Origin of the sequence: Longimicrobium sp. (genome assembly GCF_035474595.1) — a bacterium.
Lineage (GTDB): Bacteria > Gemmatimonadota > Gemmatimonadetes > Longimicrobiales > Longimicrobiaceae > Longimicrobium.
This window is the reverse complement of the sequence record NZ_DATIND010000119.1, coordinates 23,850-47,623: the sequence shown is the minus strand read 5'-3', so window position 1 is coordinate 47,623 and position 23,774 is coordinate 23,850. Positions and strand designations below refer to the sequence as shown.

The following is a 23,774-nucleotide window of genomic DNA, read 5'->3' as shown; positions in this document are numbered from 1 at the left end:
GACCTTCAACGCACTCACGCACTTCCGCACTCACGCACTTCGTGTCAGATGCTGCGGACGGGGAGAGTTACAACGTCGTCGACCTCCATCGTCTCGACGACGTGGAAAGGCTCGCCGTAGGCCTTGCGGATGAGGGCGCCGTAGCGGGCGGCGTGCATGCGCACCTGGTCGTACAGCGGCCTGTCGCCGCCGGGAAAGACCTCGCCGCCCCAGGTCTTGCCGTCGAACTGGCTGGAATAGCAGTGCACTGCCTCCATCTTGGTCTCGATGAAGTCGGTGATGTCGACCACGAAGCTGGGCTTCACCGGGTCTTCGCGGTAGGTGAGGGCGTAGAGGAGCTTGTGCGGGCGGTGCGCCTCGCCGGGCGCGTCGAAGCGCGCCAGCCCGGCCAGGAAGCACGCGTCGTACGCCAGTTGGCTGGCGACGCGGTGGTCCGGGTGCCGCCCGGCGGTGTAGGGGAGGATCACCACGCGCGGCCGGAAGGCGCGAATGTAGCCGGCCACCAGCGACCGCGTCTCCTGCGTGTTCACCAGCCCCGCGTCCGGCAGCCCGGCGTTGCGCCGCGCGACGACGCCCAGGACCTTCGCCGCCGCGTCCGCCTCCTGGCCGCGCAGCTGGGCGCTCCCGTCCGTCCCCCGCTCGCCCATCGTCAGGTCGAGGATCCCCGTGCGGTGGCCCTGCGACGCGGCGCGCGCCATGGTCCCGCCCACCAGCAGCTCCACGTCGTCGCGGTGCGCGGCGATGGCCAGCAGGTCCACCGGCGGCGCCAGCGGCTCATTCTGCTCCGTCACTTCATCCCCCAAACGAAAGATCCGCCGGCGGGGCGGATGCGAGCGGCGAAAACAAAACACGGGCGCGGCCAAAATGCCGGGCCCCCGCCCGCCGCGCAATCGTGTGGGGAAGGCAAGGGCCCGGGACCAGCCGTCAGCAGCTCCAGTAGATGGCGTTCACCGAGGCGGTCGATCCGTTCACGTAGTAGACCTTGCCGGCGCCGTCCAGCGCCAGGCCGCCCGAGACGTGCGTGCCGGCGCCGTTCAGCCCCGTCCACTGCCACTGCGACCCGTCCCACCAGATCGCGTTCAGGTCACCGTTCGAGCGGCGGTAGAACACGTGGTTGTTGGGGCCGGCCAGGATGTCGTCGGTGGCGTTGCCGCCGGCGTCGTTCAGCCCCGTCCACTGCCACCCCGAGCCGGCCCAGTAGATCGCGTTCAGGTTTCCGTTGCTGCGGCGGTAGAAGACCTTTCCGGAGGCGTCGACCGTCAGGTTGCCGGTGGCGTTGGACCCGGCGTGGCTCAGCTCGGTCCACTGCCACTGCGATCCGCCCCACCAGATGGCGTTCAGGTCGCCATTGCTGCGCACGTAGTAGATCTTGTCCTGGGCGTCGGTGGCCAGCCCGCCCAGCGCCACGTTTCCGCCGGCACCGCTCAGGTCCGTCCACTGCCACGACGAGCCGCTCCAGTAGAGCGCGTTCAGCCGCGGCGTGGCGCCCGAGCGGCGGTATACGATCTTGCCCGCCACGTCCACCACGGGATCGCCGGACACCTGGAGCGACGAGCCGCCCAGGCTGACCTGCACCCATTGGCTCCCCGTCCACTTTACCCCGTCGAGCCCGCCGCTGCTGGTGCGGTACACCACCATGTCCGAGCCGACCGCCACCGGGTTTCCCGCCACGTTCGACGGGGTGACGCCCAGGCTCAGCGTCTGCCAGGACGATCCGTTCCAGGCGATCGCCCCCAGGCCGCCGAAGATGGTGCGAAAGAACACGCGGCCGGCGGCGTCCACCGCGGGCCGGCCGTCGGCCCCGCCGCCGGCCCCGTTCAGGTTGGTCCACTGCCAGGTGCACCGGTTGGACAACACGGCGGTGGCACCCGCGACGGTGTGCGCGCCCTGCGGCGTGGCTGTGCCGGTCGCGGAGGCGTTCGCAGGGCGGTTGCCCGGCGTTTGCGCGGCCGGGGAAGAGGCCCAGGCCAGCGTGGCGAGGAGTGCGGCGGCCACCGCGCGAGACATTGGAAGATGGGAGAGGGAACGATACATGAAATGTCTCCGGATAAGGCGGGATGGGATCTCGAGGATGGGGCCCCGCCATCTCTCGGTGGCCCCCGGAGTCATGCTCGGCCGGCCGCGGATGCGGCGGTGTTTCGTTGCGGATCGAGGGAAGATCGAGGTGCCGCCGTGACGCGAGATCGGATCGGAGCCCCCGCCGACGTCACGCCGGGGGCGTTGCTACTGTTCGTGGACCGGTGCGGGAGGGCAGAGAAGGGTCGTGTTCGGCATCAAGTGGGTAGCAAAATGCCGGGCCCCCGCCCGCCGCGCAACGATCGCGCGGCCAAGACAGGGGCCCGATGCAGTTCCGTACTTCCGTACTTCCGTACTACTCGTACCGCAGCGCCACTACCGGGTCCAGCCGCGACGCCTTGAACGCGGGGTAGATGCCGAACACCACGCCGGTGAGCACGGCCACGCCCAGCGCGGCGGCCACCGACCAGAGCGGAACCTCGGCCGGCACCGGCGTGACCGCCCGCAGCAGGAGCGCGCCGCCGGTGCCGAAGATCAGCCCGCAGCTCGATCCCACGAAGGTCACCGTCACCGCCTCGACCAGGAACTGCCAGAGGATCTCGAAGCGCCGCGCCCCCAGCGCCTTGCGCACCCCGATCTCGCGGGTGCGCTCGGTCACCGAGATCATCATGATCCCCACCACCCCCACGCCGCCCACGATCAGGCCGATGGAGGAAAGGACGAACATCACGATGTAGATGACGTTCATGATCCCGTTCACCATGTCGGCGAACGCCTCCTGCCGCACCAGCGCGAAGTTGTCCTCGGCGCCCGGCTTCAGGCGCCGCAGCGTGCGCAGCGTGAGCGTGGTCTCGTCCATGGCCTGCGCCTGCGTGTAGCCGGGCTGGGGAACCATCCACAGCTCCAGGAAGTCGTCGTCCATCGACAGGTACTTCAGCGCCGCGCGCGAGGGGATCGACGTCCAGATGGGCTTGCCGCTGGAGAACAGGTTGGGCGAGGGGCGGTACACCCCCACCACCTGGAACTCGTTGCCGCCCAGCCGGAAGGAGCGCCCTACCGCGGGGCGCCCCTCGCCGAAGGCGCGCGTGGCCAGCTCCTCGGTGATCACCGCCACCGGCCGCGCCGACGCCTCGTCCACGGGCAGGAAGTTGCGCCCCTCGATGAAGTCGCCGCGCATGTAGGTGGGCCACTCGGGCCCGATCCCCTCCACCTGCACCCCGGCCAGCTCCTTGGCGCCCGCCTTCACGTCGGCCTGGCCGGAGACGTGCACGGTCACGCTCTGCAGCGAGGGAAGGTCGGCCAGCACCCTGGCCTCGGCGGGGGTGATCCTGGGCTTTCCCTCCCATGGCGGCTTGCCGGGGCCGCTCACGCGCACCTGCGTCTGGTCGAAGCGGGTGACCACGAAGTTCTGCGGGCCGATGGCCTCGAGGTCGGCGTTGATCCCGCCCTTCACCCCGGCGATCACCGCGCCCATCCCCGTCACCGTGGCCACGCCGATCCCGATCCCGAGAATCGTGAGGAACGCCCGCACCTTGTCGGCGCGGAGCTGCTCCAGCGCGATCTGGACGCCCTCGAAGGTCGATTGCAGGTTCACGGCGCTACTCCGCCCGCAGGGCCACGATGGGGTCCAGCCTGGCCGCGCGCCACGCGGGGTACACCCCCGAGACCACGCCCACGCCGACCCCGAGGGCCACGGCGAGGACCACCGACCAGGTGGCCACGTGCGCCGGCATGGGCGAGAGCGCCGTGATCAGGTACGCCAGCCCCACGCCCAGGCCGATCCCCAGCACCGCGCCCAGCCCCGAGAGGGTGGACGACTCGAAGAGGAACTGCAGGAGAACGTCGGAGCGGCGCGCGCCCATCGACTTGCGGATCCCGATCTCCCGCGTCCGTTCGGTCACCGAGACCAGCATGATGTTCATGATCACCACCGCGCCCACCACCAGCGAGATCCCCACCAGAAGGGGGAGGGCCAGGAGGAGGACGTTGCGGATCTTGTCCCAGAAGCCCAGCGAGTCGTCGGCCGTCTCCAGCTCGAAGTCGTCGGCCTGGTCGGGGCGGAGGTGGTGGCGGATGCGCATCCAGCTCTCGATCTCGGCCTTCGCGGCGCCGATCAGCTTGCTGTCGGGGACCTTGAAGGTGATCTCCTGCACCACGCCCTTGCGCCCGCCGTTCACGTACCCGTCCAGCTCGGAGCGGATGGGGGCGATGGCCACGTTGTCGAGCGACATCCCGAAGAGCTTTCCCTGCTTCTCCAGCACCCCGATCACGCGGTAGGGAAAGCCGTTCATGCGAATCTCCTGCCCGATGGGGTTGCGCCCTTCGAACAGGGTGCTCGCCACGTCGCGCCCGATGACCACCACGGGAAGGCCGCGGTCCGCCTCGTTGCGCGAGTAGGCGCGGCCGTCCTCCATCTGCATGTCGCGGATCTGGAAGTAGCTGGCGGTGGCCCCGGTGATCCACACGTTCTCCACCGCCTTGCCGCGCGGGCCGCCCACCTTGCCGATGGTGACCGTGGAGAGCGCCACCGTTCCCGGCGTCTCCATCCGCCCCTCCAGGTACCCGGCGTCGTCGAAGGTCAGCCGCGGGCGGCGCGCCCAGGTGCGCCACATTCCCTCGTCGGCGTCGGTGACGACGGAGGGGCGGCGGCGGAGCGTGACGGTGTTGAAGCCGTAGACCGTGCCCTTGAACTGCTTCTCGACGTAGTGGTCCATCCCCTCGATGAGGGTGATGACGGCGATGAGGAAGGTGACGCCGACGACGGTGCCCAGCACGGTGAAGAACCCGCGCAGCTTGTGCGCGCGGATGGCCTCCAGCGCCATCCGCGCCGCCTCGAAGGTCCTCATCGGTGGCTCACGCCCCCGCCAGCACCGGCGCCTCGACCACCCGGCGCGGGCGCGGCTGCGGCTGGTCGCTCTCGATCTTCCCGTCGCGCAGCGTGACCACGCGGTCGGCGTGCGCGGCGATGTCGGGCTCGTGGGTGACCATGATGATCGTCTGCCCCTCGCGGTGCAGACGCTCGAACAGGTTCATGATCTCCTCGCTGGTGCGCGAGTCCAGGTTTCCCGTGGGCTCGTCGGCCAGGATGATGGACGGCCGCGTGACCAGCGCGCGGGCGATGGCCACGCGCTGGCGCTGCCCGCCGGAAAGCTCGTTGGGGCGGTGGTCCACCCGGTCGCCCAGCTCCACCGCCTGCAGCGCCTCGAGCGCGCGGCGCTTGCGGTCCTTGCCGCCGACGCCGCCGTAGACCAGCGGGAGCTCCACGTTCTCCAGCGCGGTGCTGCGGGTGAGAAGGTTGCAGGTCTGGAAGACGAAGCCGATCTCCTGGTTGCGCACCCGGGCCAGCTCGTCGTCGTCCATCCCCGCCACGTGGTTCCCGTTCAGGATGTACTCGCCCGCGGTGGGCGAGTCCAGGCACCCGATCAGGTTCATGAAGGTGCTCTTCCCCGACCCCGACGGCCCCATGATGGCCACGTATTCGTTGCGGTGGATGACCAGGTCCACCCCGCGCAGCGCGCGCACCGTCTCGGCGCCCATCTGGTAGTGCTTCTCCAGGCCGCGCACGTCGATCAGCGCGGCGCCGCCGGCGCCGGAGCTCATCGCCTGCCGCCCTTTGCCTGCCCGCGATTGGCCGCCGGGGCGGGGGGAACGCGCACCGCGTCGCCGCCCTCCAGGTCGCGCACCGCCTGGAAGGTGCCGGCCACGATGGTCTCGCCGCCCCGCAGCCCCTTCGTGACCTCGAAGTACTCGCCGCCCGTGATCCCCACGGTCACCGGGGTCCACACGGCCTTGCCGCCCCGGATCACGAACACGCCCTGCACCTCGTCCTGCACGCGCGGACGGTCGGTCTTCGGCTGCTGCGGGGCCGCGTCGCCGCCCTCCTCGCCCTTCTCGCCGCCGGACTTGAACTTCTTCCCCTCGTGGTCGCGCACGGTCAGCGCGATGATGGGCACCGACAGCGCCTGCCGGCGGGTGTCGGTGACGATCTCGGCGGTGGCCGACAGGTCGGGGCGCAGCTCGGCGGGCGGGTGGTCGAGGGTGATGACCACCTCGTAGTCCACCGCCTGCTGGTCGCCGCCCGCCTGCGCCCCCGCCACCTGCACCGCGCTGTTGCCGATGCGCGTGACCCTGCCGGTGAACGACCGGTCGGGGAAGGCGTCGATGCGCAGCGTGGTGCTGTCGCCCACCTGGATCCCGGGGACGTCGGTCTCGTCGACCTTCACCTTGGCCTCCATGGCCGACGGGTCGGCGATGGTCAGCAGGAGCGAGCCCGGGTTGTTCATGGTGCCGATGATGGCGGTCTCGCCCTCGTGGATGTTCAGGCGCACCACGCGGCCGCTCATGGGGGCCACGATGGTGGTTTTGCGCAGGTTGTCGCGCGCCTGCGCCAGCAGCGCCTCGGCCTGGTTCACCGCGAAGCGGGCGGCCTGCAGCTCGGCCTGCGCCACCTGCGCCTGGGTGCGCGCGTTGTCGACCTCCTGCGCGCTCACCAGGTCGCGCCCCTGCGCCAGCTGCTCGGCGCGGCGCGCGTCGGACTGCGCCTTCAGCAGCTGGGCGCGGGCCTGCGCCTCGCGGGCGCGGTTCTGCGAAACGCCCGCCTGGGCCTGCTGCACCGACGCCTCGTACTGGCTGGGGTCGATGCGCAGGAGCAGGTCGCCGCGGTTCACCCACTGCCCCTCCTCGAGGGGAAGCTGGATCACACGCCCCGACACGTCGGCCGAGATGTCGACCTTGCGCTTGGGCTGGATCTTTCCGCTGGCGGTGACGGTGGCCACCAGGTCGCGGCGCGCCACCGTCTCGGAGCGCACCTCGCGCCCCGCGCTCTTCCCCCGCCCGTTCACCGCCACGGCCCCCAGCCCGCCCACGGCCACCACCACGCCCACGGCGATGAGGATCTTCTTCATCTTGGTCACCGGCTTCAGGATCCGGGCTGGCGCAGCGGGCGGCCCACCAGGGCCTCGAGGGCGGCCAGCGACTTGTGGTAGTTGTACACGGCGTCGATGCGCGCCTGCTCGGCCTGCGACAGCGAGGTCTGCGCGTCGGTGACCTCCACCGAGCTGGCCACGCCGAAGCGGAAGCGCTCCTGCGCCAGGCGCAGCTCCTCGGTGGCGCGGTCGACCACCTGGTCCTGCAGCTGCGCGGTGCGGAAGGCGGTCTGCGTGGCCAGCAGCGCGGCGCCCAGGTCGGCGCGCAGCCGCAGCTCGGTGGAGCGCACGGCCAGGTCGGCGTCCTCGGCCTGCACCCGCGCCTCTTCCACCTGCCGCTCGCGCTGGTAGCCGTTGAACAGCGGCAGCGACAGCGCCAGCGAGGCCTGCAGCGGCTGCGTCTTGAAGCCGAAGGGGAAGGTGGGGTTCTGCGCGCGCACGCCGCTGCGCACGGCGTTGGCCACCGCCGGGTTGCTGACGTCGTACTTGCTGCAGTCCAGCTGCCCCGCGCCGATCAGCGCGCCCAGCTGGTTGTTGTAGTTGCACGACTCGAACTGCCCCTGCTTGATGCTGAGCTCCTGCTCGTAGAACGAGCTGAGGTCGCTGGCAGAGTACACCGAGCCGCGGTACCCCACGCTCATGCTGAGCGAGGGCAGGTACTGGGTGCGCGCGGCGCGGACGCCGGTGCGCGCGGCCTGCGCGGTGGCGCGCGCCGACAGCAGGTTGGGGTTCCCCGCCAGCGCCATCGCCTCCAGCTCGTCCACCGTCCACCTGGGCTCGAAGAGGCCGAAGGTGCTGGACAGCCGGGTGTCGGCGGGAAGCTCGCGCCCCATCACCTGGCCCAGGCGCAGGAGCGCGGTCTGGTAGTCGTTGCGGCGCTGCACCAGCGCCACCTCGGCCTGCCCGCGCTGCACCTCGGCGCGGCGCAGGTCCAGCGGGGTGCCGGCGCCCACGTCCAGCCGCGCGCGGGCCAGCCGCTCGTGCTCCTGGGTGCGTCCCAGCTCGCGCTCGGCCTGCTGCGCCTGCTCCCACGCCTGCAGGGTGGCCAGGTAGTTCTGGCGCACGGTGCTCACCAGGTTGGCCTCGTAGCCGGTCACCCGCTGCTGCGTGGCGCGCTCCTGCGCGCGGGCCACCCGCGGCTGCATGAGCTTGGCGCCCGAGAGCGAGTAGTTCAGGTCCAGCGAGTAGAACGACGAGTAGTACGCCGGCGAGGTCTGGCGCAGCTGCACCGACCCCACGCGCTGCTCGCCCGGGGCGGTGTAGCCCAGCCCGCCCGACACGCTGGCCGAGGGAAGGAAGTCCAGCCGGCTCTCGCGCACGGCGGCGCGGGCGCTCCGGGTGTCGTTCTTCTGCTGCAGCAGGTCGGGGTTGTTCTCCTGCGCGCTGGCCACCGCCTGCTCCATGCTGAGCGGCGGGCCCGCGGGCTGCGCCTGCACGGGGGGCGGGGGCGGCGGCGTGGGCTGCGCGCGGGGCGTGGTCTGCTGCGCCGCGGCGGGGGCCACGGCAAGGGCCAGGGCAAGGGCGGCCGACGCGGCCGCGCTGCGGGGGTTCATGCTGGTCATGGTCGGAAGTTCGTCGGGTGCGCGGGACGGGGGCGGGCCTCGTACCGTCGAGGCCGTGGTACGGGACCGCCCGCTGAAAGTTTCAGAGAGCTCCGGCTGCCGGGCCGCGGCCGCGCGGCGCCGGGGTGAAGCGCCGCGAGCCGCGAACGCGGGAGCGCGAACGCGTGGTGGGCTCTCTTCGGGACACTTGGCTGAGAGCGGGAACGAGGTGTTCCGCTCCTGGGAGGATGGAAATGTAACCATGCCGGGCCGCGCTGTAAACGCACGGCGGGAAAGGAGAAGGGTGAACGGCGGCGAAACCCGGCTCCCCTGCCGGAACGGGCGGGCGCCGGCGGGGCGCGTGGGCCCCGCCGGCGCCCGCAGCGCCTTTTGGTGCCTTAAATCAGCGCGGCAGCTCGGTGCGCACCGCCGAGTACTGGCGCGCGGGGATGTCCACGCGGATCACGCGGTTCAGCGCGTCGACCCACACGTCGGCCTGGGGGCCGCCGCGGGGCTGGACGACCAGGTGGAAGAGGCGCGCGCTTCCGCCGGCCACCTGCACCGTCTCTTCGCCGCGGTCGGTCACGGCGGCGATCATCTGCCGGCTCTCGCGGGGGATGATGACGGGCACGGTGCCCGAGTGCAGGCGCTGCGCGAGGAAGTAGTAGTGGTGCGCCACCGCGTCGTCGAGCACCACGGCGCCGGCGGTGGCCACGTACTCGCGCAGCTGCTCGCCCGCGGCGGTCACGATGCGCGCGCTCACCCGCCCCGAGCCGATGTTCCCCACGATCCGCTGGGGCGAGTCGCCGCTCACGTCCACCTGGTACTGCGCGGGGTTCATGGCCACGCCCTGCCCGCGCAGCCGCGGCGCCAGGCGCAGCGCGCCGCTGTTCAGGCGCAGGTCCACCGTGCCCGTGGCCAGCGTGACCGCCGCTCCGCCGCTCCCCGACTGGGTGATGGAAAAGGTCTCGGTGCCCACCTCGCGCCCCTCCACCGACACGCGGAAGGTGCCCGCGTCCACGGCGGTACCCTGCGCGGACAGCGGCCTGGCGGCGAGGGCGGACAGGGCAAGAAGGGCGGGGAAGATGAGGGTCTTCGTCATCGGCGGCTTTCCGGGCCCGCGGGGTCGATCGCGGACCGCATCGGGCGTTTGTGTGCGAAGTCGTACACTCGCAACCGGGTGCGGGGTCCGATGCAAGGGGGATTCCGGGGCGGGGGAGTGCGGGAGTGCGGGAGTGCGTGAGTGCGTTGGATATTCGCACGAGCGCGGCACCCGCACGAAAGCAGGCGCACTTCCGCACTCACGCACTTCCGCACTTCGGTTGCGTGAGGGATGCGCGCCCGGAGGGCCGGGAACCCGGCGGGGCGGCCGCGACGCTATTCGTACTGAGAGACGAAGGTGCGGGCGCGACGAATCCGCCGGGGGCCCGGCGCCGTTGGCAACAGTTGTATCGTTGCCTACGGCGCGCGCAGCCCGGTCTGGCGCCTCGGCGCCAGACACGCCCAAAAACCGCGGTTCCAGCATCGCCGGAACCGCGGTAGGGGCAAAGTACGAAAGTACGGACAGTACGGCAGTACGGGACGATCGCCGTCAGGTGAGGAAGGTCTCCAGGAAGCGGGCGCGCGACTGGTGGCGCAGGCGCAGGAGCGCCTTTTCCTTGATCTGCCGCACGCGCTCGCGGGTGATGCCGAAGCTCTCGCCGATCTGCTCCAGCGTCATGGGCTCGGTGTCGCCCAGCCCGAAGTACAGGCGCAGCACCTTGGCCTCGCGCTCGCTGAGCGTGCCCAGCGCGTCCTCGATGGTGCGCTTCAGCGCGTGCTCGTAGACGTCGTCGTCGGGGCCGGGAGAGAACTGGTCGGAAAGGTAGTCCAGCAGCTGCCCGTCTTCGCCGGGGACCAGCGGCGCGTCGAGCGAGAGGTACACCTGGCTCATGGCCAGCGCGTGGCTGATCTCGTCCTCGGGCACCTCGAGCTCCACCGCGATCTCCTGCAGCGTGGGCTCGCGCCCCAGCTCCTGCGTCATGGCGCTCGACCGGCGGCCGATGCGGTGCACCGCCCCCGCGCGGGAAAGGGGAACGCGCACGATGCGGCTCTGCTCGGCCAGCGCCTGCAGGATGGCCTGGCGGATCCACCACACGGCGTAGGAGATGAACTTGATCCCCTTGGTCTCGTCGAACTTCCGCGCCGCGCGGATCAGGCCGATGTTCCCCTCGTTGATGAGGTCGGCCAGCGACACGCCCTGGTTCTGGTACTTCTTGGCCACCGCCACCACGAACCGCAGGTTGGAGCGCACCAGCGCCTCCAGCGCCTCGCCGTCGCTCTCGCGGATGCGGCGCGCCAGGCGCGCCTCCTCGTCGCGGTCGATGAGCGGGTACGCGCTGATCTCGCGGAGGTACTGGTCCAGCGACTCGGATTCGGCTGCGATCTTCTTGGCGGGGCTGAACGACATGGGCGGGCTCCGGTTCAGCGGAATGCGGGAAACCGCGTGGCGCGGCTGGGTCCGGATATCGGTGCGGGACGTGCCTTGGGGTGCGGCCTGGGCGCGGAAGCGGCTCGGATCGGACGACCGCGCGGGTTCGAAGGAAGAGGAGGGAAACGGGTCCTTCGACGGGGGCCACGGCTGGAGTATGACAGGGCGCCCACGGGGTGTCAACCCCCCTCCGGATGTTTTATCCGGACCGCGCCGAAGCGGCCGGGCGTGTGGACGGATACTCGCTATCCGCCTGTCATTGAAAGATTTGGCTCCCATCCTCCCGCCGGCGTGTTTCCCCGGGTGTTCCGTCCACCCGCGCGGAGCGGTGCCCGGAAGCGATTCACCCGGCCTGCCGCGCGGGGCGGAGGCCGGGTGAAAGGGGACGGACGATGCGGGCGATGGCTCAGTGCACCAGCTCACCGATGCGGCCCCAGCGCACCCCGGTGAGCCAGTCGAAGTTGCGGGTGATGTCGTGCTGGAACGAGTAGTACACGAACATCGGCCGGCCCTTGATGGCCTCGGCGTCCACGAAGCCCCAGAAGCGCGAGTCCTCGGAGTTGTCGCGGTTGTCGCCCAGTGCGAAGTACTTGCCGGCGGGCACCACGATGGGGCCCCAGGTGTCGCGCGTGGGGTGGTAGTCGCTCCAGTGCGCCGGCGGGTTCACCAGGTAGCGGTACTGCCAGAGCATCTCCTCGCTCTGCGGGTCGGTGAGCGGGTCGGTGTGGCGCGCGAAGGGCTCGCTCTGCGCGCGCCCGTTGCGCAGCAGCACCTTGTCGCGCATCTCCAGCGTGTCGCCGGGAACGCCCACGATGCGCTTCACGTAGTTCTTGTGCGGGTCGTGCGGCGGCAGGAACACGATGACGTCGCCGCGCCGGGGCTCGCTGAATTTGGGGAGATGGGCGTGCGTGTAGGGGATCTCGGCGCCGTACACGGCCTTGTTCACCAGCAGGAAGTCGCCCACCAGCAGCGTGCCCTCCATGCTTCCCGTGGGGATCTTGAAGGCCTCGAAGGCGAAGGTGCGGATGACCAGGAAGAGGAGGATGGCCGTGCTGATGGCCTTGGTCCACTCCCACATCCACCGCCCGGTGGACATGGACCCGCGCGACTCGTCGGCGGTCTTGCGGCGCTCGCTGTCCACGCGCTCGGCCGAAAGGCGGAGGCGGCGCTCGGGGTACACCGGCGCGGGGGCCGGGGCGTCCGGCGTGGCGGTCTGCGGGTCGTCCATCCGTGGGCTGCGCGTTGGGTGTAGAGCGTTGCGGTGCGCGGATTTGCGAGCGCCCAGGTGCGATACACGCAAGGGAAGCGCCCGTTCCGGGACAGGGAGGGGAAGTCCTGAGTCCTAAGTCCTAAGTGCCAAGTGCCAAGTGCTAAGTGCCTCGAGCCTGCGCGCAAAGGCTCGTGCGGCGAGTGGTGGGATATGAGCCGCGAGGTGCCGGTCGGGGCACGTGAGTGAAAGATGATGGAGCGGCGGCGTTTGCGGTAGCGGGGGAGCGGACGCGCCGGGATGGGCGAGGCATTCTTGTGCCGCGCGGCTGAGGTGCGGGGGCGAGCGCGGTGCCCGCCGACGGGCCCTCTCCCCGCGCCTTGGAGCGCTCGCCCTCTCCCGTACCGGGCGAGGGTGGGGCATCGGTGTGGCCTGCGACCGGTCGTGCGGGGGATGGCCGGGTGTGCCGGGGCGAGAGGGCATCATCTCCGCGCATGAACGCGAAAGTGCGCGAGCGCCAACGCACTCACGCACTTCCGCACTCACGCACTCACGCACTCACGCACTTCCGTTTCGTACTTCCGTACTCTCGTACTTCCGCACTCCAGATCAGTACGGCGACGCCTCGTAGTTGTCGATCTGCGCGCGCTGCAGCTTTCCGCTGTAGTCCACGTAGCAGACCTTGGTCTCCGAGTAGAACTCGTACACTTCCCAGCCGCCCTCGCGGTGGCCGTTGCCGGTCTGCTTCACGCCGCCGAAGGGGAGGTGCGCCTCGGCGCCGATGGTGGGCGCGTTCACGTAGGTGATGCCGTTGTCCAGGTCCTGGAACGCGCGGAACGACAGGTTCACGTCGCGCGTGTACAGCGAGCTGCTCAGGCCGTACTTCACCTCGTTGTTGATGCGGAACGCCTCGTCGGCGTCCTTGAAGCGGATCACCGACAGCACCGGCCCGAAGATCTCCTCGGTGGCCATCCGCGACCCCGCCTGGATATCGGTGAAGATGGTCGGCTGGAAGAAGAAGCCGTCGTCCAGCCCGTCGCCCGTGGCACGCTCGCCGCCCAGGACGCAGGTGCCCTCCTGCTTCCCGATCTCCACGTACTTCTGCACCTTCTCCAGCGCGCGGGCGTTGATCAGCGGGCCCACCTCCACGCCGTCGTCGTTGCCGTAGCCCAGCTTCAGCTTGCGCGCGCCCTCGCTCAGGCGCTCCACGAACTCGTCGTGGATCTCGTCCTGCAGCAGGAGGCGGCTGGTGGCGGTGCAGCGCTGGCCGGTGGTGCCGAACGCGCCCCACAGCACGCCGTTCAGCGCCAGGTCCATGTCGGCGTCGGCCATCACGATCTGCGCGTTCTTGCCGCCCATCTCCAGCGACAGCCGCTTGTGCATCTCGCCGCAGGTGCGGCCGATGGTCTTCCCCGTCTCGGTCGACCCCGTGAACGAGATCACCGGGATGTCGGGGTGGCGGACGATGTGCTCGCCCACCTCGGCGCCGTAGCCGTGCACCAGGTTCACCACGCCCTTGGGGATCCCCGCCTCTTCCAGGATCTCGACGAGAAGGCTCACGGTGTGCGGCACGTCCTCGCCCGGCTTGATGACCACGCTGTTTCCGCAGAGCAGCGCCGGGAACATCTTCCAGGTGGGGATGGCGAGCGGGAAGTTGAAGGGGGTGATGAGCCCCGCCACGCCGATGGGCCGGCGCACGCTCATCGCCCACTTGCTGCGCAGCTCGCTGGGCACCGTGCGGCCGAAGAGCTGGCGGCCGTACGTGGCGGCGTAGTAGGCGGTGTCGATCCCCTCCTGCACGTCGCCCTTGGTTTCCGCCCACACCTTGCCCATCTCGCGGGTGGCGGCGCGGGCGATGTCGTCCTTGCGCTCCACCAGCAGGTCGCCCACGGTCTTCAGGATCGCGCCGCGCTCGGGCGCGGGGGTCAGGCGCCAGCCGTCGAACGCGGCTTTCGCGGCCTTCGCGGCGCGGTCCACGTCTTCCTTGCCGGAGCGCGGCCACATCCCAATCAGGTCGCTCTGGCGCGCGGGGTTGCGGTTCTCGAAGTACTGCCCGGTAGACGGCTCCACCCACTCGCCGCCGATGAAGTTCTTGAACGTATCGGCCATCGCTCCGTGCGCGTTTTAGAGGGTTGCAGGACGGGGTCGGGAAAGGCGCGCAATCTACAAGGACGGGGAAGGGGGCGCGAGTCGCCGCGCACATCCGTGAGCGAATGACGACGATTTCTGCACGGGAGATGTCGATTTCTCTGCGGATCGGGGCGCGGGTGGTGAACGCGCGCGGCGTCCTCCATCTTCTCCCGGTCCCGAACTTCTGGAGATGCGGTGGGAGATGCGATGAACGCGCGTGACCGGTATCGCGGCAGCCTGATCGGCCTGGCGGCGGGAGATGCGGTGGGGACGACGGTCGAGTTCAGTCCGCCCGGCACCTTCCCGCCGGTCGAGGACATGACCGGCGGCGGCCCCTTTGATCTCCGGCCGGGCGAGTGGACGGACGACACCTCGATGGCGCTGTGCCTGGCGGAGAGCCTGGTGGAGCGGCAGGCGTTCGATCCGCGCGACCAGCTCGCACGCTACCTCCGCTGGTACCGCGAGGGATACCTGAGCAGCACCGGCGCCTGCTTCGACATCGGCATCACGGTGCGCGGCGCGCTGGATCGGTTCGCGGCGAGCGGCGAGCCGTGGTGCGGCTCCACCGATCCGAAGACGGCGGGGAACGGCTCGCTGATGCGGCTCGCGCCGGTGCCGCTCTTCTTCGCGGCGGACCCCGCGGAGGCCATCGAGCGCTCGGGCGACAGCTCGCGGACGACGCACGGGGCGCGCGCGGCGGTGGACGCCTGCCGGTACTTCGGCGGGCTGCTGGTGGGCGCCGTGGCCGGCGCGGGAAAGGACGAGCTGCTGGGGGAGATGTACTCGCCGGTGCCGGGCGGCTGGAGCGCGCGCCCGCTCTGCCCGGAGATCGAGGAGGTGGCGCGCGGCTCGTTCCGCGTCAAGGCGCCGCCGGAGATCGTCGGCTCGGGCTACGTGGTGCGTTCGATGGAGGCGGCGCTCTGGGCCTTCGCGACGACGGATTCGTTCCGCGAGGGATGCCTGCGCGCCACGAACCTGGGCAACGACGCCGACACCACCGCCGCCATCTACGGCCAGCTCGCCGGCGCCTTCTACGGCGTGGATGCGATTCCCGCGGAGTGGCGGTCCCGGCTCGCGCACCGCGCCCTGATCGAACGCCTCGCCGACGCCCTGTACGAACACGCGGCCAGGTGATGCCGATCTAAACATCAAGCGGAGACGCGGCGGATCGCACCGAAACTCTCCGCGTCTCCGCGCCTCCGCTGCATCATCTCCCGGCCGCGCCTCCTACCAGTGGCCGGATTCGCCCAGGTAGCCGGACACGCCGCGGGCGACCGCGGCGCCGATGGCGTCCTGCGCGCCGGCATCGTGCAGCCGCGCCGCGCCGGCCGGGTGCGCGAGCGAGCCGGCCTCGACCAGGCACGCCGCCGTCCCCGCGCCCTGCACGCCGGGGCGCAGCAGCGCCAGGTCGCCCGCGCGCACCGGCACCGGCGCGCCGTCCACCCGCGCCAGCTCGCCGGAGATGCGCTGCGCCAGCCGCCGCGACGCCGGGTCCGCCGCGCCCTCGGGGCCGCCGTACACCCACACCTCGGGCCCCGGCCGGTCCGCGCGCCCGGTGTTGGCGTGGATGGACACGAACACCGGCGCCGCCGCCTCGCGCGCCTGCCGCGCCCGCGCGCCCAGCGGCACGCCGTAGTCGCCGTCGCGGGTGAGCGCGGCGCCCGCGCCCAGGTGCGCCCGCACCCGCCGCGCGATCCCCAGGTTGATGTCCTTCTCGACGGAAGCGCCGCCGTACGGGCTGCCGTAGACGCCCGCGTACGCCGGCTCTTCCTCCTCCACCCCGCCGTGCCCCGCGTCCACCAGCGCCGCGATCCGCGTGTCGCCGCGCGGCATGGGGAAGTCGCCCACCGGCGGCGCCAGCGACTCGGCCGCCACGATCGCGCGCAGGTCCGGCATCACCCCGATCCTGTCGGTCGCCGGGTTGTGCGAGCGCGTGTTGGTGGACGGGTTGGAGAGGACGGCGCGCATCTTCGCCGGGGTCCACGGGTGCCCCGTCTTCGCCTTCACCATCCCCTGCACCGAGATGGCCGCGCCGGTCACGATGGGGCTGGCCCCCGAGGTGCCGCTGAACGACGGCGTGTAGGTGGTGGTCAGGTTCCCCGTCCACCCGTCGCCCGTGGTGTCGATGTTCTGCCCCCACGCGTAGCAGTTCACCCGGGCGCCGTAGTTGGAGAACGACATCCGGTCGTGCGGCGCGGCGGAGGTGGCCGCGCCCACCATGATCGCCCCCGAGTCGCGGTAGTCGGCGTGCCCGGGCTTGAAGATGAAGCCGTCGGTCGGGTGCCGGAACGCGTCCAGGTCGTTCCCGCCGTTTCCCCCCGCCTCGATCACCGTGATCCCGAACACGGTGGCGATGAAGATGGCCGCCCACACGTCGATGTCGACCTCCACCGGGAGGAAGGTGCTGCCGCCGAGCGTGGTCTGCGCCTCGAGCAGGAGGATGTCGCCCGCGCGCATGTTCACCACGGCGCTGATGATGGCGTCGGAGGTGCTGTAGTTGGTGGCGCTGCGCTTCTGCGACACCACCCGCGCGCGGGCCATGGGGGTGATGCCGATGCAGCCGCGGGTGTTGTCCTGCGCCAGGATCTCGCCCAGCACCGCCGTGCCGTGCCCGAAGTACGCCGAGTTCACGCCGGAGACGAGGGTGATCCCGGCCGCCGACAGGTCTTCGTGGTTCAGCGTCCACCCCTGCTCCAGGTCCACGAAGTTCACCCCCTGCCCGTCGCCGCCGCGCACCGTCCACGCGAAGCGCGCGTCGATCCCGCGCGGGGCGGCGGCCAGGTACCCCTGGTTGGCGGCGCGCGGGTCGTCGTCGGGGTGCAGCGGGGGCGGGGTGGGCGCGCCCTGCAGGTAGGCGCGCTCCACGCCGGGAATGTTCGCGGCCGCGCCGATGGCCTCGTCGGGGCGCGAGCCGGGCGCCAGCCGCATCGTGTAGAAGCTCTGGAGGTCGGGAACCCGCCGCGCGCTGGCCGATTCCGCGCGCCGCGCCTCGCGCACCAGCGACTGCAGCCGCGCCGGCGTGGTGGACGCGAACAATCGCTCCACGGTCGCGCCGGGGAAGCGGTGGCGCAGCGCGTCGGCCTGCTGCGGCGGCGGGGTCGACGGGGTGCCCGTGGCCGCCAGGCTGGCCACCAGGGCGGGAGAGGGGTCGCTGTCGCGGAACTTCACCACCACCCGCGGCTGGTAGCCGGCCGGCAGGTCGGACGGCCGCGGCCGCGTGGGAGCTTCGGGACGGTACATGGCGGGAGCCTCGGGGAGGGGGATGGGACCACGAAATCGCTCCCGCGCCCAAAGGCAAGCTCCCGGCCACCTCGCCAGATCCGGCAAGTGCTTGGGGGATGGAGGTTTAGCCGCCAGCTCCGCATCGCCGCCCCCGCGCCGCGCATGCACGATCGGGCGCGATCCTGCACGCCCGGGCACGCCCGCGGCACCATCGTCCCGGAGGAATGGATATGACCGCGAGCGGAGAAGCAGGGCAGCGGAGGACTCCTCCGCTGCCCTGCTTCCAGGCGTGGGATCACGCCCCGCCGGCCGTTACGGGCAGGCGTACATGTAGCACCCGACCACCGCCGGCTCCTTGTACACATAGTACTCCGGCGACGTCACGCTGGTCCCGGCGGACGACACCGTCACGCGGAGGTAGAACGAGCCCGCCTTCGCGCCCACGAACCGGCTGTACGAACTGGCGGTGCCCACGTTGCTCCAGACGCTGCTCGTCTCCGTCCGGTACTGCCACTGGTAGGTGTACGTGCCGTCGCCCCCGGAGGGGTACGCGTACCAGGTGTAGGTCCCCGCGTCGTACAGCTCGGTCGGCCCGTCCACGCTCACCGACAGGCTGGACGGCGGCGGCGGGGGAGGCGGCGGCGGGGGCGGCGTGCTGCCGAAGAGCGTGTACAGCAGCGCGTTGGGCGACCCCGCGCCCAGGTACGACAGGCGGTAGGTGGTGGCGTTCGACAGGATCACGCTTCCCACCGTGTACGGCGACGCATACGGGTCGCCCTGCAGGTACAGCGCGGCCGCGCCCGCCACGTGCGGCGAGGCCATCGAGGTGCCGTCGATGGTGTTGGTTCCCCCGTACAGCCATGCCGAGGTGATCCCCTCGCCCGGCGCGTACAGGTCCACGCAGCTCCCGTAGTTGCTGAAGTACGACTGCTGGTCGTAGGAGTTGGTGGCGCCCACCGTCAGCGCCGCGGGTGCGCGCGCCGGCGAGTAGTAGCAGGCGTTGTCGCCCCAGTTCCCCGCCGCCACGGCAACGGTCACGCCCGAGGAGACCAGGTTCTGGATGGCGTCGTCCACGGCCTGCATGGCCCCGCCGCCCAGCGACAGGTTTGCCACGGCGGGCGTCGCGTGGTAGTAGCGCACCCAGTCGATCCCCGCGATCACGCCGCTCCAGGTGCCCGAGCCGCCGCAGTCCAGCACGCGCACGGCCACCAGGGTCACGCCCTTCGCCACGCCGTAGTACGAGCCGCCGATGGTGCCCGACACGTGCGTTCCGTGCCCGTTGCAGTCCTGCCCGCTGCCGCCCAGCGCGTCGTACCCCACGTACGCGCGGCCGCCGAAGTCCCAGTGCGAGGTCTCGATTCCCGTGTCGATCACGTACGCGGTCACGCCCGCGCCGGTGGCGGCCCAGGTGTAGCTCCCGTTCAGGGGAAGGTCGCGCTGGTCCACGCGGTCCAGCCCCCAGCTCGAGACCTGCACCACGCCCACGCGCTGGTCCTGCTCCACGTACGCCACGTTGGGGTCGTGGCGCAGCGCCTCGGCCGCAGCGGCCGAAAGCTTTGCCGAGAAACCCTTGATGGCGTGCTGGTACACGTGCTGCACGCTGCCGCCGTGCGCGGCCGCCAGCCGCTTCGCCAGCCCGGGAACGTCGCGCGCCTCGGCCTTGAACACCACCACGTACTGGTCGGGGATCACCTGGCCCGCGCGCATGGCCGCCGCGCTCTGCCCTGCCCGCGCCCCGGCCGGCGGCGCGGTGGGCGCGGTGGTGGTGTCGGAGCAGGCCGCCAACCCGATGGCGAACGTGACGGCTGCAAAGATGTGCCTGCTGCGCCTGAGCATACTCGCCTCCTCCCTTGTACCTCCGGGTGGATCACGATGCCCGGCCCCGTCCCGGAGCGGCGCCACGGGAGCCGGGCGGGAACGGCGGAAGTGCCGTCCCCGGACGCTTCGTCAGGTTCCGAACCGCTCCTCGCGAGGCCTGCCGTCCCGGAAATCCGCGGCGCATTAAGGTGCGTTCGATTGTAAAAAAGCGTTCTTGGCCGCGCAAGCGTTTTCTTCGTAAATCTTTCGTCAAAAGGTATTCACCGGAAAAAACGAGTCTCCCATGGAGCAGCAGGGGTAGCGGAGGAGTTCTCTGCTACCCCTGCTGCCCTGCACGAACCCTTCTGATCCCCTCGCAAACAAAAAGTGCGTGAGCGCCAAACGCACTCACGCACTTCCGCACTCACGCACTTCCGTATCTACAGCCCGAACACCGCGCGCAGATCCCACGGCCCCGGGATGGGCGACGGCGTGGCGGGCTCCAGCACCACCATCCGCCGGTCGGACTTCGAGATGCGCCCGATCACGAACGGCACCGGCTCGTCCTTCACCATCGCACGCCTCCTGGGGTGATTCGGTTGTCCGCCCCGCGCCAGCACGCCCATGCGCCGCACGCGGGCGTGGCGCTGGCGGAAGGTGCGGCGGATTCGCGGCATCGGCTTCAAAAAGTCCTAAGTCCCAAGTGCCAAGTCCCAGGTTTCACCTCGCTGGTCCCACTCAGGACTTGGGACTCAGGACTCAGGACTTCTTTTCAGTATTTCCGAATCACGCCGACCACGATCCCCTGGATCTGCACGCGCTCGGCCGGATAGTACATCGGCTGCATGGTCGGGTTCGCGGGCTGCAGGCGCACCCGGCCGGCGCCCTCGCGGTAGAACTTCTTCACCGTCGCCGCCTCGCCGTCCACCAGGGCCACCACCATCTCGCCGTTGTCGGCGGTCTGGCGCGAGTTCACGATGATGTAGTCGCCGTCGCGGATCTGCTCGTCGATCATCGACTCGCCCTTCACGCGCAGCACGTAGTTGTTCCCCCGGCGAACCATGTCGTGCGGCACCGCGACGGTCTCCTGCTCGGGGTACACCTCCAGCGGCAGGCCGGCCGCGACCGTGCCCAGCAGGGGGATCTCCAGCGCGAGCGAGTTGGGGTCGGTACGCACCACCTCCAGCGAGCGGCTCTTGTTGTAGTTCTTCCGGAGAAAGCCCTTCGTCTCCAGATTTGTGAGATGCTCGTGGACCGTCGCCAGCGACGAGTAGTTGAACGCGTTCGCGATCTCCTCGTAGCTGGGCGAGTAGCCGTAGCTGTCCACGAAGCTCTCGACGTAGTCCAGGATCTGCCGCTGCTTCTTGGTGAGCGCCATTTGCGCGTCTCCGGTCTGCTTCTGGGGTTTGCTTCCGAACAGCTACCGAAGCAAAACATAACCGAAGGTAGACCGAAGCGCAAGGAAAACGTACAAGGCATTGAGCGAAAACATTCTGCACCGCATCGTGGATGTCAAACACGCCGAGGTCCGCGCCCTCCGGGCACGGGCCTCGGAGCTTCGTGAGCGTGCGTCCGCCGCCCCGCCGCCGCGCGGTTTCGCCGCCGCGCTGCGCCGCCCCGGCGAGGTCCGCCTCCTCGCGGAAGTGAAGCGCCGCTCGCCTTCGGCGGGCGAAATCCGGCCCGGCGCGGATCCGGTGGACGTGGCCCGCGCGTACCAGGAGGGCGGCGCGGCGGCGCTCTCGGTCCTCACCGACCGCGACTTCTTCGGCGGCGAGCTGGACTTCCTGGTCCGCGTCCGCGCCGCCGTCGATCTCCCCGTCCTGCGCAAGGACTTCGTGGTCGACCCGCTGCAGCTGTGGGAGGCGCGGGCGGCGGGGGCCGACGGCATCCTCCTCATCGCCCGCATCCTTTCCGACGGCCAGATGGGCGAGCTGCTGGCGCTCGCCGCCGAGCTGGGGATGGACGCGCTGGTCGAGGCGCACACGGCGGAGGAGATGGAGCGCGCGCTCGCGGCCGGATCGACCCTCGTCGGCATCAACAACCGCGACCTCTCCACCTTCGTTACCGACCTGGAGCTCTCCATCTCCCTCGCCCGCGGCGTGGCGGAAGAGGTGACGCTGGTGGCGGAGAGCGGGATCCGCACGGCGGCGGACGAGGACCGGCTGGGCGCGGCGGGCTTCGACGCCATCCTGGTCGGCGAGTCGCTGATGCGGCAGCCGGACCTGCGCGCCGCGGCCGCCGCGCTCGCCGGCCGTCCGAAGACCGCGGAAGGGCGGGGGAGATGACGAGACTCTGGCCGCCCGCCGTGAAGGTGTGCGGGCTCACGCGGCACCAGGACGCCGGGATCGCCGCGGAGGCGGGGGCGCGCTACCTGGGCGTGATCCTCGCGCCGGGGGGGAAGCGGACGGTGACGCCGGAGGCGGCATCCGTTATCTTGGACGGCCTTCCCGCGCAACGAGCCGGCGTGTTCGTGAACGCCACGGCGGACGAGCTCCGCCGCGCCGCCGCGGCCGCGCGCCTGGACGTGCTGCAACTGCATGGCGACGAATCTCCCGAGCTGGCCGCCGCCCTGCGCCGCGAGGGATTCGTCGTCTGGAAGGCGGTGCGGCCGCGCTCGGGGGATGAGTTCGCCGAGGCGGCCGCGCTGTACGCTGGCGCCGTGGACGCGCTGCTGGTGGACGGCTGGAGCCCGGACGCGCGCGGCGGCACGGGGACGGCGTTCCCGTGGGCCGAGGTCGCGGAGCGCATGGCCGCGGTGCCGATGGAGATGGCGATCGTCGCCGCGGGCGGGCTGCGGCCGGAGAACGTGGCCGATGCCGCGGCGATCCTCCGCCCCGACGTGGTGGATGTCAGCTCCGGCGTGGAAAGCGCGCCGGGGGTGAAGGACCACGACGCGGTCCGCGCCTTCATCGCCGCCGTGCGGGGGCTGGCGCAGCGAGCCGGAGCATGATCCGGCGCCGGTCCCGCCTCGCGTGGTTTGCGAGGCTTCCCGCGGTTGTTGCCGCGGCTTCAGCCGCCGGTGCGCGGGGGCGTCGGCCGGATCATGGCGGGTTCGGGCGATGGCGTGAGATGAAATCCGTTTGCACGAAGGAATCATGACGCTGCTGGAAGATCGAGCCGCCGCCGTGGTGGAAGAGGCGGAGCTCACCGGGCGCTTCGGGCCGTTCGGCGGGCGCTTCGTCCCCGAGACGCTGATCGCCGCGCTGGACGAGCTCACCCGCGTGTATGCCGACGCGCGCGCCGACGCCGCCTTCTGGGAAGAGCTGGGCGACCTCTGGCGCGACTTCGTGGGCCGCCCGACTCCGCTCTACCGCGCGCGCCGGCTGGGCGAGGCGTGCGGGGGGATCGACGTCTTCCTGAAGCGCGAGGACCTGAACCACACCGGCGCGCACAAGATCAACAACTCGCTGGGCCAGGTGCTGCTCGCGCGGCGGATGGGGAAGGAGCGCATCATCGCCGAGACGGGCGCCGGCCAGCACGGGGTGGCCACGGCCACGGCGTGCGCGCTCTTCGGCCTGCGCTGCATCGTCTACATGGGCGAGGAGGACGTCCGGCGCCAGGCGCTGAACGTCTACCGGATGAACCTGCTGGGCGCCGAGGTGCGCCCCGTGGCCAGCGGCACGCGCACGCTGAAGGACGCGACCAACGAGGCCATCCGCGACTGGGTGACCAACGTCGCCGACACGCACTACATCATCGGCTCGGTGGTCGGCCCGGACCCGTATCCGCGGATGGTGCGCGACTTCCAGAGCGTCATCGGCCGCGAGACGCGCGAGCAGATTCAGGCCGTCGAGGGCCGCCTTCCCGCCGCCGTGGTCGCGTGCGTGGGAGGGGGATCCAACGCCATCGGCATGTTCCACCCCTTCGTGGGCGACCACGGCGTGGAGCTGATCGGCGTCGAGGCCGCGGGCGAGGGCGTCGACAGCGGACGGCACGCGGCCACGCTGACGCTGGGAAAGCCGGGGGTGCTGCACGGCTGCCTGAGCTACCTGCTGCAGGACGAGCACGGCCAGGTGGCGGCCGCGCACTCCGTCTCCGCCGGTCTGGACTACCCCGGCGTGGGACCCGAGCACTCGTTCCTGAAGGAAAGCGGCCGCGCGCGCTACACCTCGGTGACGGACGCCGAGGCGCTGGACGCCTTCGGCCGGCTGGCGCGGCTGGAGGGGATCATCCCCGCGCTCGAGTCCGCGCACGCCATCGCCTTCCTCCTCCGCGAGGGCGCGGCGTGGCGGGACCGAGGCCCGGTCGTCGTCTGTCTATCGGGACGCGGGGACAAGGACGTGGCACAGGTGGCGGACATGGAGAAGGGAAAAGTGCCCAGTGCCTAGTGCCAAGTGCCCAGTAGGCGATCGGTTCAACTTGGCACTTGGCACTGGGAACTAGGCACTTCGTTCCAAACATTGTGAGACCGCAGATTCCGGGTTAAGCTTTCATCTGCTACGACCTCCGGACTGACCCGCCGCCCC

General features: G+C 70.9%; 19 protein-coding genes. 4 read left to right on the top strand and 15 right to left on the bottom strand.

The window, feature by feature from the left end:
* Positions 1-44: 44 nt before the first annotated feature.
* From bshB1 to VLK66_RS21195, 11 genes are all read right to left on the bottom strand, one after another.
* Positions 45-791 (bottom strand): bacillithiol biosynthesis deacetylase BshB1, encoded by a 747-nt coding sequence (bshB1, locus tag VLK66_RS21245; protein ID WP_325311488.1) that lies wholly within the window; start codon positions 789-791, stop codon positions 45-47.
* A 133-nt stretch (positions 792-924) separates the two neighbouring features.
* The gene (locus VLK66_RS21240; protein ID WP_325311487.1) at positions 925-2,007 is read right to left on the bottom strand and encodes a hypothetical protein; all 1,083 of its coding nucleotides are present in this window, start codon (positions 2,005-2,007) and stop codon (positions 925-927) included.
* Between the two features lie 364 nt (positions 2,008-2,371).
* Positions 2,372-3,610, bottom strand: coding sequence for an ABC transporter permease (locus tag VLK66_RS21235; protein ID WP_325311486.1), 1,239 nt, complete (start codon positions 3,608-3,610; stop codon positions 2,372-2,374).
* Between the two features lie 4 nt (positions 3,611-3,614).
* On the bottom strand, positions 3,615-4,862 hold the full coding sequence (locus VLK66_RS21230; protein ID WP_325311485.1) for an ABC transporter permease: 1,248 nt from the start codon (positions 4,860-4,862) through the stop codon (positions 3,615-3,617).
* A gap of 7 nt (positions 4,863-4,869) precedes the next feature.
* The gene (locus VLK66_RS21225; protein ID WP_325311484.1) at positions 4,870-5,616 is read right to left on the bottom strand and encodes an ABC transporter ATP-binding protein; all 747 of its coding nucleotides are present in this window, start codon (positions 5,614-5,616) and stop codon (positions 4,870-4,872) included.
* On the bottom strand, positions 5,613-6,920 hold the full coding sequence (locus VLK66_RS21220) for an efflux RND transporter periplasmic adaptor subunit (RefSeq protein ID WP_325311483.1): 1,308 nt from the start codon (positions 6,918-6,920) through the stop codon (positions 5,613-5,615). The genes VLK66_RS21225 and VLK66_RS21220 overlap by 4 nt, the downstream gene beginning before the upstream one ends.
* A 14-nt stretch (positions 6,921-6,934) precedes the next feature.
* On the bottom strand, positions 6,935-8,503 hold the full coding sequence (locus VLK66_RS21215; protein WP_325311482.1) for a TolC family protein: 1,569 nt from the start codon (positions 8,501-8,503) through the stop codon (positions 6,935-6,937).
* A 382-nt stretch (positions 8,504-8,885) separates the two neighbouring features.
* Entirely contained in the window at positions 8,886-9,584 is a 699-nt protein-coding gene (locus VLK66_RS21210) for a hypothetical protein (protein WP_325311481.1), read from the bottom strand.
* A 489-nt stretch (positions 9,585-10,073) separates the two neighbouring features.
* Complete coding sequence (locus VLK66_RS21205; RefSeq protein WP_325311480.1) at positions 10,074-10,931, bottom strand: RNA polymerase sigma factor RpoD/SigA; 858 nt, start codon at positions 10,929-10,931, stop codon at positions 10,074-10,076.
* Positions 10,932-11,358: 427 nt separating this feature from the next.
* Positions 11,359-12,180 carry a signal peptidase I gene (lepB, locus tag VLK66_RS21200; RefSeq protein WP_325311479.1) on the bottom strand — a complete coding sequence of 274 codons (822 nt, stop codon included), beginning with the start codon at positions 12,178-12,180 and terminating at the stop codon, positions 11,359-11,361.
* A 588-nt stretch (positions 12,181-12,768) separates the two neighbouring features.
* Positions 12,769-14,268, bottom strand: a complete 1,500-nt coding sequence (locus VLK66_RS21195; protein WP_325311478.1) for an aldehyde dehydrogenase family protein — start codon at positions 14,266-14,268, stop codon at positions 12,769-12,771.
* Positions 14,269-14,496: 228 nt separating this feature from the next.
* On the opposite strand from VLK66_RS21195, the gene VLK66_RS21190 reads away from it, so the two are divergent.
* On the top strand, positions 14,497-15,423 hold the full coding sequence (locus VLK66_RS21190) for an ADP-ribosylglycohydrolase family protein (protein WP_325311477.1): 927 nt from the start codon (positions 14,497-14,499) through the stop codon (positions 15,421-15,423).
* A gap of 93 nt (positions 15,424-15,516) precedes the next feature.
* Here VLK66_RS21190 and VLK66_RS21185 read toward each other — a convergent pair whose 3' ends face one another.
* The 4 genes from VLK66_RS21185 to lexA form a co-directional block, all read right to left on the bottom strand.
* A complete protein-coding gene (locus VLK66_RS21185) occupies positions 15,517-17,529 on the bottom strand; it encodes an N-acetylmuramoyl-L-alanine amidase (RefSeq protein ID WP_325311476.1) in 2,013 nt (670 codons plus the stop codon).
* Between the two features lie 294 nt (positions 17,530-17,823).
* On the bottom strand, positions 17,824-19,347 hold the full coding sequence (locus VLK66_RS21180; RefSeq protein WP_325311475.1) for a S8 family peptidase: 1,524 nt from the start codon (positions 19,345-19,347) through the stop codon (positions 17,824-17,826).
* A 401-nt stretch (positions 19,348-19,748) separates the two neighbouring features.
* The gene (locus tag VLK66_RS21175) at positions 19,749-19,985 is read right to left on the bottom strand and encodes a hypothetical protein (RefSeq protein ID WP_325311474.1); all 237 of its coding nucleotides are present in this window, start codon (positions 19,983-19,985) and stop codon (positions 19,749-19,751) included.
* A gap of 95 nt (positions 19,986-20,080) precedes the next feature.
* A complete protein-coding gene (lexA, locus tag VLK66_RS21170) occupies positions 20,081-20,686 on the bottom strand; it encodes a transcriptional repressor LexA (protein WP_325311473.1) in 606 nt (201 codons plus the stop codon).
* A gap of 100 nt (positions 20,687-20,786) precedes the next feature.
* On the opposite strand from lexA, the gene trpC reads away from it, so the two are divergent.
* From trpC to trpB, 3 genes are all read left to right on the top strand, one after another.
* A complete protein-coding gene (gene trpC / locus VLK66_RS21165; protein WP_325311472.1) occupies positions 20,787-21,593 on the top strand; it encodes an indole-3-glycerol phosphate synthase TrpC in 807 nt (268 codons plus the stop codon).
* Positions 21,590-22,258 (top strand): phosphoribosylanthranilate isomerase, encoded by a 669-nt coding sequence (locus VLK66_RS21160; protein WP_325311471.1) that lies wholly within the window; start codon positions 21,590-21,592, stop codon positions 22,256-22,258. The genes trpC and VLK66_RS21160 overlap by 4 nt, the downstream gene beginning before the upstream one ends.
* Positions 22,259-22,403: 145 nt before the next feature.
* On the top strand, positions 22,404-23,636 hold the full coding sequence (gene trpB, locus VLK66_RS21155; protein WP_325311470.1) for a tryptophan synthase subunit beta: 1,233 nt from the start codon (positions 22,404-22,406) through the stop codon (positions 23,634-23,636).
* The last annotated feature ends 138 nt before the right edge of the window (positions 23,637-23,774 follow it).